The organism is Streptomyces sp. NPDC041970 (genome assembly GCF_055588985.1).
Genome location: NZ_JBVJCD010000071.1, coordinates 12072 through 27337 on the forward strand (window position 1 = coordinate 12072; position 15266 = coordinate 27337).

Annotated in this window: 14 protein-coding genes; 10 read left to right on the forward strand and 4 right to left on the reverse strand. The window is 73.9% G+C overall.

What is annotated here, in order from left to right; translation table 11 throughout:
• The first annotated feature begins 156 nt into the window (after positions 1-156).
• The 5 genes from afsQ1 (at position 157) to ACZ6EJ_RS24950 (ending at position 3984) form a co-directional block, all read left to right on the forward strand.
• The gene (afsQ1, locus tag ACZ6EJ_RS24930; protein WP_006127084.1) at positions 157-834 is read left to right on the forward strand and encodes a two-component system response regulator AfsQ1; all 678 of its coding nucleotides are present in this window, start codon (positions 157-159) and stop codon (positions 832-834) included.
• The gene (locus ACZ6EJ_RS24935; protein WP_469270160.1) at positions 831-2360 is read left to right on the forward strand and encodes an ATP-binding protein; all 1530 of its coding nucleotides are present in this window, start codon (positions 831-833) and stop codon (positions 2358-2360) included. Before afsQ1 ends, ACZ6EJ_RS24935 begins: the two co-directional genes overlap by 4 nt.
• Entirely contained in the window at positions 2357-3040 is a 684-nt protein-coding gene (locus tag ACZ6EJ_RS24940; RefSeq protein WP_469270161.1) for a hypothetical protein, read from the forward strand. Before ACZ6EJ_RS24935 ends, ACZ6EJ_RS24940 begins: the two co-directional genes overlap by 4 nt.
• Positions 3041-3106: 66 nt before the next feature.
• Entirely contained in the window at positions 3107-3673 is a 567-nt protein-coding gene (locus ACZ6EJ_RS24945) for a VanZ family protein (RefSeq protein ID WP_469270163.1), read from the forward strand.
• Positions 3674-3768: 95 nt separating this feature from the next.
• Positions 3769-3984 carry a PspC domain-containing protein gene (locus ACZ6EJ_RS24950; RefSeq protein ID WP_469270164.1) on the forward strand — a complete coding sequence of 72 codons (216 nt, stop codon included), beginning with the start codon at positions 3769-3771 and terminating at the stop codon, positions 3982-3984.
• A gap of 64 nt (positions 3985-4048) precedes the next feature.
• Here the strand turns inward: ACZ6EJ_RS24950 and ACZ6EJ_RS24955 are convergent, their stop codons facing one another.
• Together ACZ6EJ_RS24955 and ACZ6EJ_RS24960 are read right to left on the reverse strand one after the other, a co-directional pair.
• Positions 4049-4348: a hypothetical protein gene (locus tag ACZ6EJ_RS24955; protein WP_469270165.1), complete on the reverse strand. Its 300-nt coding sequence runs from the start codon at positions 4346-4348 to the stop codon at positions 4049-4051.
• A 133-nt stretch (positions 4349-4481) separates the two neighbouring features.
• Positions 4482-5636, reverse strand: a complete 1155-nt coding sequence (locus ACZ6EJ_RS24960; RefSeq protein ID WP_469270166.1) for an adenosine deaminase — start codon at positions 5634-5636, stop codon at positions 4482-4484.
• A 184-nt stretch (positions 5637-5820) separates the two neighbouring features.
• Here ACZ6EJ_RS24960 and ACZ6EJ_RS24965 point away from each other — a divergent pair, with 184 nt between their 5' ends.
• Positions 5821-6498, forward strand: a complete 678-nt coding sequence (locus ACZ6EJ_RS24965) for an alpha/beta hydrolase (RefSeq protein ID WP_469270173.1) — start codon at positions 5821-5823, stop codon at positions 6496-6498.
• A gap of 269 nt (positions 6499-6767) precedes the next feature.
• Here the strand turns inward: ACZ6EJ_RS24965 and ACZ6EJ_RS24970 are convergent, their stop codons facing one another.
• Entirely contained in the window at positions 6768-7721 is a 954-nt protein-coding gene (locus ACZ6EJ_RS24970; RefSeq protein WP_469270167.1) for a LysR family transcriptional regulator, read from the reverse strand.
• A gap of 62 nt (positions 7722-7783) precedes the next feature.
• Between ACZ6EJ_RS24970 and ACZ6EJ_RS24975 the strand changes: the two genes are divergently transcribed.
• The 3 genes from ACZ6EJ_RS24975 (at position 7784) to ACZ6EJ_RS24985 (ending at position 11146) form a co-directional block, all read left to right on the forward strand.
• On the forward strand, positions 7784-9100 hold the full coding sequence (locus ACZ6EJ_RS24975) for an MFS transporter (RefSeq protein ID WP_469270168.1): 1317 nt from the start codon (positions 7784-7786) through the stop codon (positions 9098-9100).
• Positions 9101-9235: 135 nt separating this feature from the next.
• A complete protein-coding gene (locus ACZ6EJ_RS24980) occupies positions 9236-9952 on the forward strand; it encodes a L,D-transpeptidase family protein (RefSeq protein ID WP_469270169.1) in 717 nt (238 codons plus the stop codon).
• 174 nt (positions 9953-10126) lie between these two features.
• Positions 10127-11146 (forward strand): sigma-70 family RNA polymerase sigma factor, encoded by a 1020-nt coding sequence (locus ACZ6EJ_RS24985; protein WP_469270170.1) that lies wholly within the window; start codon positions 10127-10129, stop codon positions 11144-11146.
• 109 nt (positions 11147-11255) lie between these two features.
• On the opposite strand, the gene ACZ6EJ_RS24990 is transcribed toward ACZ6EJ_RS24985, so the two are convergent.
• Positions 11256-11633: an STAS domain-containing protein gene (locus ACZ6EJ_RS24990; protein WP_469270171.1), complete on the reverse strand. Its 378-nt coding sequence runs from the start codon at positions 11631-11633 to the stop codon at positions 11256-11258.
• Between the two features lie 243 nt (positions 11634-11876).
• On the opposite strand from ACZ6EJ_RS24990, the gene ACZ6EJ_RS24995 reads away from it, so the two are divergent.
• Positions 11877-15158: a S8 family peptidase gene (locus tag ACZ6EJ_RS24995; RefSeq protein ID WP_469270174.1), complete on the forward strand. Its 3282-nt coding sequence runs from the start codon at positions 11877-11879 to the stop codon at positions 15156-15158.
• The last annotated feature ends 108 nt before the right edge of the window (positions 15159-15266 follow it).

Here is a 15266-nt window from a genome sequence, read left to right on the forward strand (position 1 = left end):
CCGTTCGTTGCCTGTGCCGACGAGCTTGCCGGGGCAGTTTCATGGCCCTGTTCCCCGACTGTCACAGACCTGTCACAGGGTGGCCGAGGCCGTGTCCGAAGGGCGGATCGGGCCGTGGGTCGAACTGAAGCGCCACCATGGGCCAGAATGACGTCCGTGCCTTTCCTGCTGCTGATCGAGGACGACGACGCCATCCGCACGGCCCTCGAACTCTCGTTGTCACGCCAGGGCCACCGTGTGGCCACCGCGGCGACGGGAGAGGACGGCCTGGAGCTGCTGCGCGAGCAGCGGCCCGACCTGGTCGTGCTGGATGTGATGCTGCCCGGAATCGACGGTTTCGAGGTCTGCCGGCGCATCCGCCGCACCGACCAGTTGCCGATCATTCTGCTGACCGCGCGCAGCGACGACATCGACGTCGTGGTGGGACTGGAGTCCGGCGCGGACGACTACGTGGTCAAACCCGTCCAGGGGCGGGTGCTGGACGCCCGCATCCGGGCGGTGCTGCGCCGCGGCGAGCGCGAGTCGACCGACTCGGCGACCTTCGGCAACGTGGTCATCGACCGCTCCGCCATGACCGTCACCAAGGACGGCGAGGACCTCCAGCTCACCCCGACCGAGCTGCGGCTCCTGCTGGAGCTGAGCCGCCGGCCCGGCCAGGCCCTGTCCCGGCAGCAGTTGCTGCGGCTGGTGTGGGAGCACGACTACCTGGGCGACTCGCGCCTGGTGGACGCCTGTGTGCAGCGGTTGCGCGCGAAGGTCGAGGACGTGCCGTCCTCGCCGACCCTGATCCGCACGGTGCGGGGCGTGGGCTACCGGCTGGACTCGCCTCAGTGACCGCGACCGCCAAGCGGTCGCTGCGCGCGGGTCTGCGCTGGACGAGTCTGCGGCTGCGCCTGGTCGTGGTGTTCGCGCTGGTGGCGCTGACCGCCGCGGTCTCCGCGTCGGGGATCGCGTACTGGCTCAACCGGGAGGCCGTGCTCACCCGCACCCAGGACGCGGCGCTCGACGACTTCCGGCGGCAGATGCAGGACACGGCCGCCGCGCTGCCGGAGCGGCCCACCAAGGACGACCTCCAGCGGGCCGCGGTGAAGATGGCCTCCAGCAGTCCCGGCTACAGCGTCCTGCTGGAGGACGAGCGCGAGCGGGGCAAGCCGATCGTCGGCTACTCCGACCTCGACACGTTCACGCGGGCCCACGTGCCGGACTCGCTCCAGCGGCAGGTGGCCCGCAAGCAGCCGCTGACGTCGAACAACGAGCACGAGTACCGCCTGTTCTGGCAGCGGACGAGCATCGAGGGCACGCCGTACCTGGTCGCCGGCGTCCGGATCATCGGCGGCGGCCCGACCGGGTACATGCTCAAGTCCCTCGACCAGGAGCGGCAGGACCTCAACTCGCTGGCCTGGTCGCTGGGGATCGCCACCGCGCTGGCGCTGATCGGCTCGGCCCTGCTCGCCCAGGCCGCGGCCACGACGGTGCTGCGGCCCGTGCAGCGGCTCGGCGAGGCGGCCCGCAAGCTCGGCGAGGGCAAGCTCGACACCCGGCTCGTGGTCTCCGGCACGGACGAACTCGCCGACCTTTCGCGGACGTTCAACAAGGCGGCCGACTCGCTGGAGAAGAAGGTCGCGGACATGAGCGCGCGGGAGGAGTCGAGCCGCCGGTTCGTCGCCGACATGTCGCACGAGCTGCGCACCCCGCTGACCGCGATCACCGCGGTGGCGGAGGTGCTGGAGGACGAGGCGGACAGCCTCGACCCGATGATCGCGCCCGCCGTGCACCTGGTGGTCAGCGAGACCCGGCGCCTCAACGACCTGGTGGAGAACCTGATGGAGGTGACCCGCTTCGACGCGGGCACGGCCCGCCTGGTGCTGGACACCGTGGACGTCGCGGACCAGGTCACCGCGTGCATCGACGCGCGGGCCTGGCTGGACGCCGTGGACCTGGACGCCGAGCGCGGCATGATGGTCCGGCTCGATCCGCGCCGGCTCGACGTGATCCTCGCCAACCTGATCGGCAACGCCCTCAAGCACGGCGGCTCCCCGGTCGGGGTCGCGGTCCGCACCGAGGGCGAGGAGCTGGTCATCGAGGTACGGGACCACGGTCCGGGCATCCCCGAGGAGGTGCTGCCGCACGTGTTCGACCGGTTCTACAAGGCCAGCGCCTCCCGGCCGCGTTCGGAGGGCAGCGGTCTGGGGCTCTCCATCGCGATGGAGAACGCGCACATCCACGGCGGCGACATCACGGCCGCGAACTGCCCCGAGGGCGGCGCCGTCTTCGAGCTGCGGCTGCCGCGCGACGCCGAGAAGCTGGCGCGGCGGGACGGTCCGGAGGCGCGCGCACGGGACGAGGACGGTACGACGTGAAGCGCGGCGACGGCACGTACGGCGGACGGGCCCCGCGCCTTCGGGCGCCGGCGCGGAGGCGGTCCGCGGAGCGCGCCCCGGCGCGGGGGCCCGGCGCGGCCTGTCTGGCGGCCGTGCTGGCCGCCGCTGCGCTGGTCTCCGGTTGCGGCATCCGTACGACGTCGGTGCCGGTGGACGCGGGACCCGCGCCGTCGCGGGTGCCGTGCCGGCTGTCCGCCTCGGAGATCACGACCCGGCCGCCGGGCGGGACGACCGCCGAGGTGTACCTGGTGTGCGCCTCCCGGCTGGTGACCGTGGACCGTCCGGTGGCCGCCGAGGCGGTCGGCCCCGACCGGCAGGCGGTCGCCCGCGCCCTGCTCAGGGAGGTCCAGCAGGCGCCGCCCGCCGGGGAGCGCCGGGCCGGGTTCTCCACCGCGGTCCCGGCGGGCCTGCGGGTCGTACCGGCGCGGAAGGGCGACCCGGCGGGCACGCTGCGCCTCAGCAGCCAGCCGGAGGACCTGTCGGCGGAGGCGCTGGCCCAGCTCGTGTGCACGTACGCGGAGAGCGAGGCGCTTCCCACGGGCGGCTCGGTGGTCCTGGGCGGCCCCGGCGACTACCCGCCGCGCGGCTATCTGTGCACCTCGCAGACGAAGTCCCGGCCACAGGACGTGGTCACGCCGGACGCCCTCCGGCTGCCCTGACACGGGGCCGGCCGCCCCGGTGGAGGTCGCGGAACCGATCCTGCCGCTCGGGGCGTCTTGGGGGGTGTGCGTGAAGGTTTCGGCGGTCGGACCGTCATCGGGTTCCGCGCGGCGGGGATCGCCCTCCTGCTCGCGCATCTGCTGCTCGTCGGGTGGCTGACGCTGCGCCCGCTGGACGTGCCCTGGACCGCGGCCGCGAACTTCGAGCCGTTCGCCGGGATCAGGGCGGACCTCGCGCTCGGCCCGGTGCGGGCGGCGCGGCGCATCGGCGGCGCGCTGCTCCTGCTGGCCCCGCTGGGGGTGCTGCTGCCGATGGCCGGGGGGCGGGTCCTGGTCTCGCCGTGGGTCTCGCTGCTGCGGACGGTCACCGCCGGGGCGCTGATCTCGCTCGCCATCGAGCTGGGCCAGACCGGGGTGCCCGGCCAGGTGGTCGACGTCGACTCGCTGCTGCTGAACGCCTCGGGGGTGGCGCTGGCCCACCTCGCGCTGGTCCCGGCCTGCCGGGGGCGGCTGCGCCGCCGGGGGCTGTCGGGGGTGCGGGACCTGCCCGGCCGCCGGGCGGAGACCCGACTCGGGGACGAGGCCCCTGGGGGTTCGACCCCGACGATTACCGGGGTCGGTCTCGCCCCGTAGAGCGATGCTTTGTCCCCGTTCGTCGCGGCACCATGGAGGTGTCGGGAGCACGCACTGGACCGCTCCCCCCTCGACGGTTCGCGAAGGAGCCCACCATGGCCGCACTTGTCCGTCCCCGCGAAGGACGCATGATCGGCGGAGTGTGCGCGGCGCTGGCCCGGCGCTTCGGCACCACCGCCACCACGATGCGCGTCGTCTTCGTCGCCTCGTGCCTGCTGCCCGGCCCGCAGTTCCTGCTCTACCTGGCGCTGTGGGTGCTGCTTCCCTCGGAGGGGAGGGGCGCCCCGGCCGCGCGGGCCTGGGACCGGTGACGCGCCGGTGGGGCGCACACCCTGGCATCAGGGTGTGCGCCCCACCGGTGTGCGGAGGCGCGGGTCAGCCGAGCGGGATGGCGGTGGCGGTCAGGCCCTGGGTGGGCAGCCCGCCGAGCAGGCCGGTGACCGGGGCGGCCGCGGCGGGGGTCGCGCCGCCGAGGACCTTGCCGGTGGTCTCCTGGACCGGCTCGGCCCGGCCGGAGGTGGCCAGGGTGTCCAGGGCCGCGGCCGGGGCGGGGAGCACTTCGGCCGCGGCGTCGAGCGGCAGGGCGGGGGCGGCGGAGGCGGTGCCCGCGGCGACGGCGGCGAAAGCGGCGCCGAGAGCGGCGGCGCCGAGGGTCCTGGCGGCAAACTTCTTCATGGGAGATTCATCCTTGGGAAGGGGATGGAAGCGGCTCTGCAAGCTAGCCACCGCACCGCCCCCTCCGCAAACACCCCGACACGGCGAAAAGGGCCGGGACATGTTCCCCGGCCCTTTTCCGTATGTCAGCCCATCAGCCCGCGTTCGGGGAAGAACCGCTGGTCGCAGCGGTCTGACGGAAAAGCCACTCCGATTTCAGCGCCGCGTATCCGGGCTTGACGACGTCATTGATCATGGCGAGACGTTCGTCGAAAGGAATGAACGCTGATTTCATCGCATTGACGGTGAACCACTGCATGTCGTCGAACGTGTATCCGAACGCCTCGGTCAGCCGCTCGAATTCCCGGCTCATGCTCGTGCCGCTCATCAGCCGGTTGTCCGTGTTCACGGTGATGCGGAAATGCAGCTTCCGGAGCAGCCCGATGGGGTGCTCCGCGTACGAGGCGGCGGCTCCGGTCTGGAGGTTGGAGGTCGGGCACATCTCCAGCGGAATGCGCTTGTCCCGTACGTAGGAGGCGAGCCGGCCCAGGGTGACCGTGCCGTCCTCGGCGACCTCGATGTCGTCGATGATCCGCACCCCGTGGCCGAGCCGGTCGGCGCCGCACCACTGCAGGGCCTGCCAGATCGACGGCAGGCCGAAGGCCTCGCCCGCGTGGATGGTGAAGTGGTTGTTCTCGCGCTTGAGGTACTCGAACGCGTCGAGGTGGCGGGTGGGCGGGTACCCGGCCTCGGCGCCCGCGATGTCGAAGCCCACCACGCCCTGGTCGCGGTAGCCGTTGGCCAGCTCCGCGATCTCCAGCGCGCGGGCCGCGTGGCGCATCGCGGTGAGCAGGGCGCCGACGCGGATGCGGTGGCCGGCCGCGCGGGCCAGGCGCTCGCCCTCGCGGAAGCCCGCGTTGACCGCCTCGACGACCTCCTCCAGGGTGAGCCCGCCCTCCAGGTGCTGCTCGGGGGCGTAGCGGATCTCGGCGTAGACGACGCCGTCCTGGGCGAGGTCCTCGGCGCACTCCGCCGCCACCCGGAACAGCGCGTCACGGCTCTGCATGACGGCGCAGGTGTGGGCGAACGTCTCCAGGTAGCGCTCCAGCGAGCCGGAGTCGGCGGCCTCGCGGAACCAGGCGCCGAGCTTGTCGGCCTCGGTCTCGGGGAGGGAGTCGTAGCCCTGCGCGCGGGCCAGCTCGATGACGGTGCCCGGCCGCAGGCCGCCGTCGAGATGGTCGTGCAGGAGCACCTTGGGGGCGCGCCGGATCTGGTCGGAATCAGGGGCGTTCGCGGTCTGGCTCGTCATCTGGGCACTCTAACGCCTACGCGCGTAGAGCGCTCGGTGTCGATGCGCAACAGTGACCGGGAAGACGGGTGGCGTACACCTGGCCTTCTGACACTGTTCTGTCATGGCACAGCGCGCACTCACCCGGTCCGCCGCCACGCTGGGACGGGCCGTCCGGACGGCCGGCGCCCGCGAGGTCAGCGGCGTGGCCCTGCTGCTCCCCGACGGCCGGGCCGACTCCCGGCGCCGCCCCTTCCCCCTGGCGTACGCGGTGCATCCGCCGTTCGCCCGCGCCCTGGCGCGCGCCGGGGAGGGCGACGGGCTCGCGGTGCACGTGCTGCGCTACCGCTGCCGGGGCTGGAACGCGGACGACGCCCACCCCGTCGAGGACGCCGCGTGGGCGGTCGGCGAGGTGCAACGGCGGTACGGGGACGTGCCGGTCTGCCTGGTCGGCCACGGGATGGGCGGCCGGGCGGCGCTCCGGGCGGCCGGGCACGACGCGGTCGACTCCGTGCTGGCGATGGCCCCGTGGCTGCCCGAGGAGGAGGCGCCCGAGCCGGAGCCGGTCCGGCAGTTGCGGGGGCGGCGGGTGCTGATCGTGCACGGCACCAACGACGGGCGCACCGACCCCGAGGCGTCCTACCGGCTGGCGGAGCGGGCGAAGAAGGTCAACCGGGACACCTGCCGCTTCGAGGTCCACTCCGACGGGCACGCGCTGCGTGAGCACCGCGCCGAAGTGATGGCGCTGGCCGCCGACTTCGTCCGGGGCTCGCTGTTCACCCGGTCCTACGCCCGCCCGGTCGCGGACGCGCTGGCCGCGCCGCCGCCGCTCGGGCTGCGGATGCCGCTGGCCGACGGGTTCGGCCGGTCGCTGCGGCACTGAGAACGGGCCGCTCGGGCCTCGCGCGGGCGTACGCCGAGCCGGGTGATCGGCGTACGCCGTGAGGGGCGCGGGCCTGCGTCGCACCGGGGCTCCGGGCGTACGCCGGGCGAGGCGGCGGTCACGTGGCGGCGGGCGGGCGTACGCCGGGGGCCGCGGGCGTCGCGCCGTACCGAGCGGCGGTCACACGGCAGCAGGCGGGCGGGTGGGCGTACGTCCGGCCGGGGTCCGGCCGTGCAGGGCGGCGCGGCGGCCGCCGGGCGCCGGCCCGGTCACTCCGGCAGCAGGTTCCCCCGGCGGGAGAGCAGGAAGCGCTTGAAGGCGGCGACCGGCGGGGTGTCCGGGTGGCCGTCCAGCCAGGCGACGCCGATCTCGCGGGCCGCGCGCGGGGCGGTCACCGTCAGCTCGACGACTCCGGGGCGGGCGACCGCGGGCGGCGGCAGCAGGGCCACCCCGAGCCCGGCGGCGACCAGGCCGCGCAGGGTCTCCGCCTCCTCGCCCTCGAAGGCCACACGCGGGGTGAAGCCGGCCTGCGCACAGAGGTCGTCGGTGATCCGGCGCAGCCCGTAACCGGGCTCCAGGGTCACGAACGTCTCGTCCGCGGCCTCCGCGAGGCGGACCCGGCGGCGGCCCGCGAGCCGGTGGTCGTCCGGGACCACCAGCCGCAGCCGCTGCTCGTCGAGGCGGCGGGCGACGAGGCCCGGCTCGTCGGGCACGGGCGAGGTGAGGCAGAGGTCGAGGCCGCCCGCGCGCAGCCGTTCGATCATCGCCTCGCCGTAGTTCTGCACGAGTTGGAAGCGGACGCGGGGGTGGTCGGCCCGGAACGCCCGGATCAGGGCGGGCACGGTCTCCGAGCCCATGGTGTGCAGGAAGCCGAAGGAGACCCGCCCCGCCGCCGGGTCGGCGTCGGCCCGGACGGAGTCGGCGGCCTTCTCGACCTCGGCCAGGGCGCGTTCCGCCGAGGTGAGGAAGGTGCGGCCGGCCGGGGTGAGCGAGACCGTGCGGCCCCTGCGGGCGAACAGGGCGACGCCCAGGTCCGCTTCGAGCCGCGCCATGGCCCGCGAGAGCGTGGACTGCGGGACGCCCAGCTCGTGCGCGGCGCGGGTGACGTGCTCGTGGCGGGCGACGGCCTCGAAGTAGGCGAGGCGGGGCGCGAGGACGGCGCGGATGTCTTCTTCGTAACTACTCGGTGACACCCGAGGCTGTGAGCTGCGTTCATGCGCCATGGGATTGATTATGGCCAGTTCGTGCATTGGACGCATGAAACCGGTGCGCCTACGTTCGGCGTATGCCTCCTGCCAGTACCGCGGCATCCACGCTCATGGTGGATGCCGCTGCCCCGTCGTCCCCCGCTTCCCCCGACACCGCGCCCGCGCCCGCCGCCCGCGCCGCCGAGCGCCTCGAGCCCGGCCGCCCCGGCTACCGCCGGATGAGCTTCGCCCTCTTCGCCGCCGGTGTCGCGGCCTTCGTCCTCCTCTACTCCACGCAGGCGCTGCTGCCCGCCGTCTCCGCCTCCTTCGGCGCGACCGCGGGCCAGGCGAGCTGGACGGTCTCGGCGGCCACCGGTGCGCTGGCACTGTGCGTGCTGCCGCTGAGCGCGCTCTCGGAGCGGTTCGGGCGGCGGCAGATGATGACGGTGTCGCTGGCGGTCGCGGTGCTGGTCGGACTGGCGATCCCGTTCGCCCCGTCGATGGGCGCGCTGATCGCGCTGCGGGCCGTGCAGGGTGCGGCGCTCGCCGGGCTGCCGGCCTCCGCGATGGCGTATCTCGCGGAGGAGGTGCGGCCCAAGGCGCTGGTCGCCGCGATCGGGCTGTTCGTCGCGGGCAACAGCATCGGCGGCATGAGCGGCCGCATCCTCACCGGCTGGGTGGCCCAGCTCTGGGGGTGGCGCGCGGCGCTCGGAGCGGTCGGGCTGCTGGCGCTGGCGTGCGCCCTGGCGTTCCACTTCCTGATCCCCGCCGCCCGCAACTTCACGCCCGGTTCGCTCAGCCCGAAGGCGCTGGCCAGGGCCGTCGGCGCCCATCTGGCCAATCCGCTGCTGGTGCGGCTGTACGCCATCGGCGCGCTGTTCATGACGGTGTTCGGCGCGGTCTACACGGTGATCGGCTACCGGCTGGTCGAGGAGCCGTTCAGCCTGCCGCAGGGCGTCATCGGCTCGATCTTCCTGGTCTACCTGGTCGGCACGGCCTCCTCCGCGGCGGCCGGCCGCCTGGTGGCCCGGCTCGGCCGCCGGGGCGCGCTCTACCTGGCGGTCTCCACCACCGCCGCCGGGCTGCTGCTCTCGCTGGCCGACCGGCTGTCCGCCGTGCTGCTGGGCCTGGTGCTGATCACGGCCGGTTTCTTCGCCGGGCACGCGGTCGCCTCGTCCTCGGTGAGCCGCACGGCGGCGACGGGCCGGGCGCAGGCCTCGGCGCTCTACCAGTCGGCGTACTACCTGGGCGCCAGCGCGGGCGGCACGCTGGGCGCCGTCGCCTTCCACGCCGGGGGCTGGGCGGCCACGGTGGCGCTGGGCCTGGCCGCGGTCCTGGGCGTCGTCTCCGTCACGCTGTACGGGACGCGGGCGGCCCGGATCGAGCGGCGGGCGCCCATTCCGGCCACCCGCTGAACCGGGCGGTCCGCCCCCGCGCCGCGCCCCCGCCGGGACGCAACCGTGACATACCGCTGCGCAACCACCGAACCCCCTCGCCCGTCTCACAGACGTAACCAACAACGCACGGGGGACGAAGGGGAGTTGGCGCACATGGGGATCATGGCGAGGATATCGGCGGGAGGACTGCGGCGCGGGGTGGCGCTGTCCGCGGCCGGACTGGTGGCCGCACCGGCCCTGGTCCTGGGCACCGGCACGGCCGCCCACGCGGCGTCCTGCACGACGTCGACCGGCCCGTATCAGAAGCAGGTCGAGAAGTTCCTGAAGCGGCCCGTCGACGGCAGGCAGTCGCCGGCGGACTGCAAGGCGACGCAGGCGTTCCAGAAGGCCCACGGCATCACCCCGACGATCGGGTACGCCGGGCCGCTGACCTGGCGCACCATGGACACGATGCTCGCCCAGCGGGCGGCCGGCAAGACCCCGAACAAGGCCGGGAAGTGCCCCACGAACAAGGGGCGCATCGCCTGCGTCGACCTGACCCGGCAACTGAGCTGGGTGCAGGACGGCAAGAAGCTGGTGTACGGGCCCGTGCCGGTGCGGACCGGCCGGGACGGCGCGGAGACGCGGACCGGGTCGAAGAAGATCTACATGCGCAGCGTCAAGCACTGGTCGACCATCTACAAGGTCTGGATGCCGCACTCCCAGTTCTTCGACGGCGGGCAGGCGTTCCACTCGGTCACCAAGTCCATGTACAACCCGCCGGGTTCCGGGGGCTGCGTCAACATGCGGCCCGCCGACGCGAAGGCATACTGGAAGCTGCTGAAGAACGGCGACGACGTGTACGTCTACGGGCGCAAGCCCGGCACCTGAGCGACGCGTTCCGGGCCGCCCGCCGGCCCGCGGGGCGTCGGGCGGAGCGTGGCCGCGGCCACCGCGCCCGGCGCCCCCTGGCCGCTTTCCCCCCGCGTTGTCAGTGGCCTGCGGTAGCTTCCGACGTACCGGGTGGCGGATGCCCGGCGCGAGGCGCGCGACAGGGGTGGAGCGATGAGCGATGTGACCACGACGACGGCCGCGGGGGCCGCGGCGGACGGCGACGGAGCCGTGGACAGCCGGCTGGAGGCGCACCGGATCGAGCTGACCGGTTACTGCTACCGGATGCTCGGTTCGGCCTTCGAGGCCGAGGACGCGGTGCAGGACACCCTGGTCCGCGCCTGGCGCGCCTTCGACACGTTCGAGGGCCGCTCCTCGCTGCGCTCCTGGCTCTACCGGATCGCCACCAACGTCTGCCTGGACATGTTGAAAGCGGGCAAGAAGCGGGCCCGCCCGGTCGACCTGACCGGCCCGACCCCGCTCGCGCGGGCCGCGCTCACGCCCCGCCCGGAGGACGTCTGGCTGGAGCCGATGCCCGACGGCCGCGTCCTGCCCTCGGTCCAGGACCCGGCGGAGGCGGCCGTGGCCCGCGAGTCGGTGCGCCTGGCGTTCGTCGCCGCCCTCCAGCACCTGCCGCCCAAGCAGCGTGCGGTGCTGATCCTGCGCGAGGTCCTGGCCTGGAAGGCGGCGGAGGTCGCCGAGCTGCTGGAGACCTCGGTCGCCTCGGTCAACAGCGCCCTCCAGCGGGCCCGCGCCACCCTGACCGAGACGGCGGGCCGGGCCGGGGACGCGGCGGACCCGCTCGACGCGGAGCAGCAGAAGCTGCTGGAGCGCTATGTGAAGGCGTTCGAGGGGTACGACATGGCCGCCCTGACCGCCCTGCTCCACGAGGACGCGGTGATGACGATGCCGCCGTTCGACCTGTGGCTCCGGGGCACCGGGGACATCACGGGCTTCATGACCACCATCGGCGCGGCGTGCGCGGGCTCCCGGCTGGTGCCGGTGTCGGCCAACGGCTCCCCCGCGTTCGCGCACTACAAGCCCGATCCGGACGGCCCCGGCCACGTCCCGTGGGCGGTGCAGGTCCTCGACGTACAGGACGGGGCGATCACCGGGATGCACTGCTTCCTGGACGTCCCGCGCTGGTTCCCGCTGTTCGGGCTGCCCGACCGGCTGCCGGCCGGCCCGGCGTGAGCGGGTCGCCCCCGGCGGCCGTCCGGGGCTGACCGCCGGCCCGGCGCCCTTCGCCGCGCGTCGCGCGGGGGCGGGCCGGCGGCCGTACGCGCCACCGCGCCGCGCCCGTTCAGCGCGGCGCCCCCGGTGCGCGTTCCTCCGGGCCGTCCTCCAGGGCCACCACGTCGGACAGCCCCACGAGCGCCAGGAGCGCGCGGAGTTCCGGCCGCGCGCGGCGCAGCCGCAGGACCCGGCCGGCCCGGCGGGCGACGAGCGCCAGCCGGGCCACCGCCTCGACCAGGGCGAGGTCGGGCCGCTCCACACCGCCGACGTCGCAGTCCACGGCGGTGCCGGGCGTGCGCGCGGCCTCCGGCCGGTCGGCGAGGCGGCGCTCCAGTTCGGCGCAGAGGCCGGGTACGGCGGCAGCGCCGATCCGGCCGGTCACGGTCAGGGCGATCGGGCTCTCGGCATCCACATCAGGCAGACCGGGCGCGCGGCCGAAACTCATCGCGCGCCCCGCAGGGCGGCTGTTTCACGTCAACTCGCTTTTCGCCGCCCCGCGGTGTAACCAACGCGCCCTCCCTCCCCTCTAGTCCGGTGAGCCGAAGGTCGCGGCCGCCACTGCGGTGCGCCCGCGCCCCGGCAGCTCGACGAACCACCGAGTTCTCCAGGGGGAGAGTTGCGCAGACACGTGAGAAACGCGTGCATACCGGCCGTCGCCGTGGCGGCAGCCGTGGCGCTCGCGGCGGGCATGGTCAGTCCCGCCGCCGCCCAGCCGGAGCCGGCCGGGAAGGCGTCCGGCACGCGGGCCCAGGACCGGGGCCTGCACCACCTGACCCTCATCACCGGCGACCGGGTCACCGTGGACGCCAAGGGCCGTCCGGTCGGCTTCCGGCCCGCCAAGGGCCGCGAGCACATCCTGGTCCAGCGGATGAGCAGCAAGGGGCACACGCTCGTCGTCCCGGCCGACGCCCACCGGCTGATCGCCTCCGGCAAGCTCGACCGGCGGCTGTTCGACGTCACCGAGCTGAGCCGCCCGGAGGTCCGGCGGGCCCACCGGGACAACCTGAAGCTGATCGTCGGCTACCGGGGCGAACAGGCCGCCGCCGCCAGGGCGCAGGTCCGCGACGCGGGCTCCACCGAGGTCGGCCGCAGCCTGCGGTCGCTGAACGCCGAGTCGCTCACCACGCCGTCCTCGGACGCGCCGGCCATCTGGAAGGCGCTCACCGACCAGCGTTCCGGTGGCGAGCGGCTCACCACCGCGGCCGGCGTCGACCGGGTCTGGCTGGACGGCGTGCGCCGGGCCAGCCTGGACCGGAGCGTCGGCCAGATCGGCGCCCCGGCGGCCTGGAAGGCCGGGTACACCGGCAAGGGCGTCAAGATCGCCGTCCTGGACACCGGGACCGACTCCACCCACCCGGACCTGAAGGGCCAGGTCGTCGCGGAGAAGAACTTCAGCGCCTCCGCCGACACCAAGGACCGGGTCGGCCACGGCACCCACGTCGCCTCGATCGCGGCGGGCACCGGGGCGAAGTCGGGCGGCGCGTACAAGGGCGTGGCCCCGGACGCCAAGCTGCTGGTCGGCAAGGTGCTCGACGACGGCGGCTCCGGCGAGGACTCCGGCATCCTGGCCGGCATCGAGTGGGCGGTCGCCCAGGGCGCCGACATCGTCAACCTGAGCCTCGGCGGCGGTGACACCCCTGAGGTGGACCCGCTGGAGGCGGCGGTCAACAAGCTGTCGGCCGAGAAGGGCGTGCTCTTCGCGATCGCCGCGGGCAACTCGGGCGACTGGGCCGAGACCATCTCCTCGCCGGGCAGCGCGGACGCCGCGCTGACCGTGGGCGCGGTCGACGACGCGGACCGGCTGGCGGACTTCTCCAGCCGCGGCCCGCGCATCGGGGACGGCGCGATCAAGCCGGACGTGACGGCTCCCGGCGTGGACACCACGGCCGCGATCCCGCCGGGCTCGCAGATCGCCGAGGAGGTCGGCGAGCGGCCCGCCGGGTACGCCACGATCTCCGGTACGTCGATGGCCACCCCGCACGTCGCGGGCGCGGCCGCCCTCCTCAAGCAGCAGCACCCCGACTGGACGTACGCCGAGTTGAAGGGCGCGCTCACCGCGTCCACGAAGCCCGGCGCGTACAACCCGTTCCAGCAGGGCTCCGGCCGGATCGCGGTGGACCGCGCGCTCACCCAGAGCGTCGTCGCGGAGCCGGTCGCGGTGAGCTTCGACAAGCAACTGTGGCCGCACACCGACGACAAGCCCGCCACCGAGAAGGTCACGTACCGCAACCTCGGCTCCAGTGACGTCACCCTCGACCTGAAGGCGACGGGCACCGACCCGCAGGGCAAGCCCGCTCCGGCCGGCTTCTTCACCCTCGGGGCGGACCGGGTCACCGTCCCCGCCGGCGGCACCGCCGACGTGACGCTGACCGCCGACACCCGCCTCGGCGGCGCGGTGAACGGCGTCTACTCCGCGTACCTGGTGGCCACCGGCGACGGGCAGAGCGTGCGCACGGCCGCCGCGGTCGAGCGCGAGGTCGAGTCCTACGAGGTCAGCGTCAAGCACATCGGGCGCGACGGCCGCCCGGCCGCCGACGTGGAGAGCACGCTCTACGGATTCGGCGGGGAGACGGGCGGCACGTTCCTGACCCCGCCGATCACCGGCGGCACCGCGAAGATCCGCCTGCCCAAGGGCACGTACGTGGTCAACTCCACGGTCTACGGCCACCCGACCGACGCCTCCAAGGGCACGGACTGGATCGTGCAGCCCAAGCTCGCGGTCGACCGCACCACCACGCTGACGTTCGACGCCCGCAAGGCGAAGCCGGTCAGGTTCACGCTCCCGGACGCCAAGGCGAAGCCCGTCATGCTCTCGCCGGACTTCATCGTCGAGACGAAGAACGACGCGGTCTCCTTCGGCGTGATCATGCAGTCGGCGGCCAACTTCCGCACGCTGCACGTCGGCCCGCAGATCACCGACGGCTCCCTCGCCCAGCACTGGGGCGGCGTCTGGACCTCGGGCGCCTCGACCGAGTACGACATCGCGGTCGGCGGCAAGGTCAAGCAGCTCGCGACCGGCTACGACCGGAAGTTCGCCGCGTCCGCGCTGGCCAAGGTGAGGATCACCATGGGCGCGGCCGCGCCGAAGAAGAAGGGCGAGGTCTCCGCCGGCGGCATCCTGCCGACGCAGGACGGCGGTTGGTACGCTCCCACCCCGCAGAGCCTGCCCGGCACCCGCACGCTGTACGTCTCCACCGCCGACAAGGTGAACTGGGAGTTCGGCTTCAACCAGACGGGCCCCCTCGACGAGGAGGGCTACCCGACGTACGAGAGCTTCTACCCGGTGGGCCGGGCCGCGGCCTACCAGCCGGGCAAGACCTACACCAGGACCGTGAACACGGCGGTCTTCGGTCCGCTGGTGGACCGGGAGTCCGGCATCGCCCGTCAGGGCGACGAGATCATCGGCGCCCTGCCGCTGCTCGCGGACGGCCAGGGCAATCCGGGCGCCATGGACTTCTCGTCGGCCCGCACCGAGCTGTACCGCAACGGCAAGAAGATCGCGCAGAACAGCGACCCGCTCACCGGCGACGAGCCCTTCACGGTGCCGGCCGGCGCCGCCGACTACAAGCTGGCGACCACCGTGCGGCACCACGCGCGGATCAGCCCGCTCTCCACGCAGGTGGACGCGACCTGGACGTTCCGCTCCCAGCGGACCGAGTTCGCGATGCTGCCCGTCTCCACCGTCCGGTTCGCCCCGTCCGTGGGCCTCGACGGCCGGGCCCCGGCGGGCCGGACCGTCTCCGTGCCGGTCACGGTGCAGGGCGCGGCCGCCGGCAAGAACCTGAAGACGCTGAAGACGTACGTCAGTTACGACAACGGCAAGGTCTGGAAGGTCGTCGCGGTGAAGAAGGGCGCGATGACGGTGAAGAACCCGGCGAAGGGGAAGGCCATCTCCTTCGCCGCCCAGGCCGTCGACAAGAAGGGCAACATCGCGTGGGTGAAGATCTACGGCGCGTACCTGGGCAAGTGACCCGGTAGCCCCCGGCTCCACCCCGGCACGACGGCGGGGGGGGGGGGGGGGGGGGCGCGGGTGGGGGGGGGGGGGGGGGTTTTTTTTTTTTTTTTGTTGTGGGTCTTG

Excerpts from the sequence above, each read along its gene's own strand:
- ACZ6EJ_RS24950 (WP_469270164.1), top strand. The coding sequence starts at position 3,769 with ATGGCCGCACTTGTCCGTCCCCGCGAAGGACGCATGATCGGCGGAGTG.
- ACZ6EJ_RS24980 (WP_469270169.1), top strand. The coding sequence starts at position 9,236 with ATGGGGATCATGGCGAGGATATCGGCGGGAGGACTGCGGCGCGGGGTG.
- ACZ6EJ_RS24955 (WP_469270165.1), bottom strand. The coding sequence starts at position 4,348 with ATGAAGAAGTTTGCCGCCAGGACCCTCGGCGCCGCCGCTCTCGGCGCC.
- ACZ6EJ_RS24995 (WP_469270174.1), top strand. The coding sequence starts at position 11,877 with ATGGTCAGTCCCGCCGCCGCCCAGCCGGAGCCGGCCGGGAAGGCGTCC.
- ACZ6EJ_RS24960 (WP_469270166.1), bottom strand. The coding sequence starts at position 5,636 with ATGACGAGCCAGACCGCGAACGCCCCTGATTCCGACCAGATCCGGCGC.
- ACZ6EJ_RS24970 (WP_469270167.1), bottom strand. The coding sequence starts at position 7,721 with ATGGCGCATGAACGCAGCTCACAGCCTCGGGTGTCACCGAGTAGTTAC.
- ACZ6EJ_RS24985 (WP_469270170.1), top strand. The coding sequence starts at position 10,127 with ATGAGCGATGTGACCACGACGACGGCCGCGGGGGCCGCGGCGGACGGC.
- ACZ6EJ_RS24975 (WP_469270168.1), top strand. The coding sequence starts at position 7,784 with ATGCCTCCTGCCAGTACCGCGGCATCCACGCTCATGGTGGATGCCGCT.
- ACZ6EJ_RS24990 (WP_469270171.1), bottom strand. The coding sequence starts at position 11,633 with ATGAGTTTCGGCCGCGCGCCCGGTCTGCCTGATGTGGATGCCGAGAGC.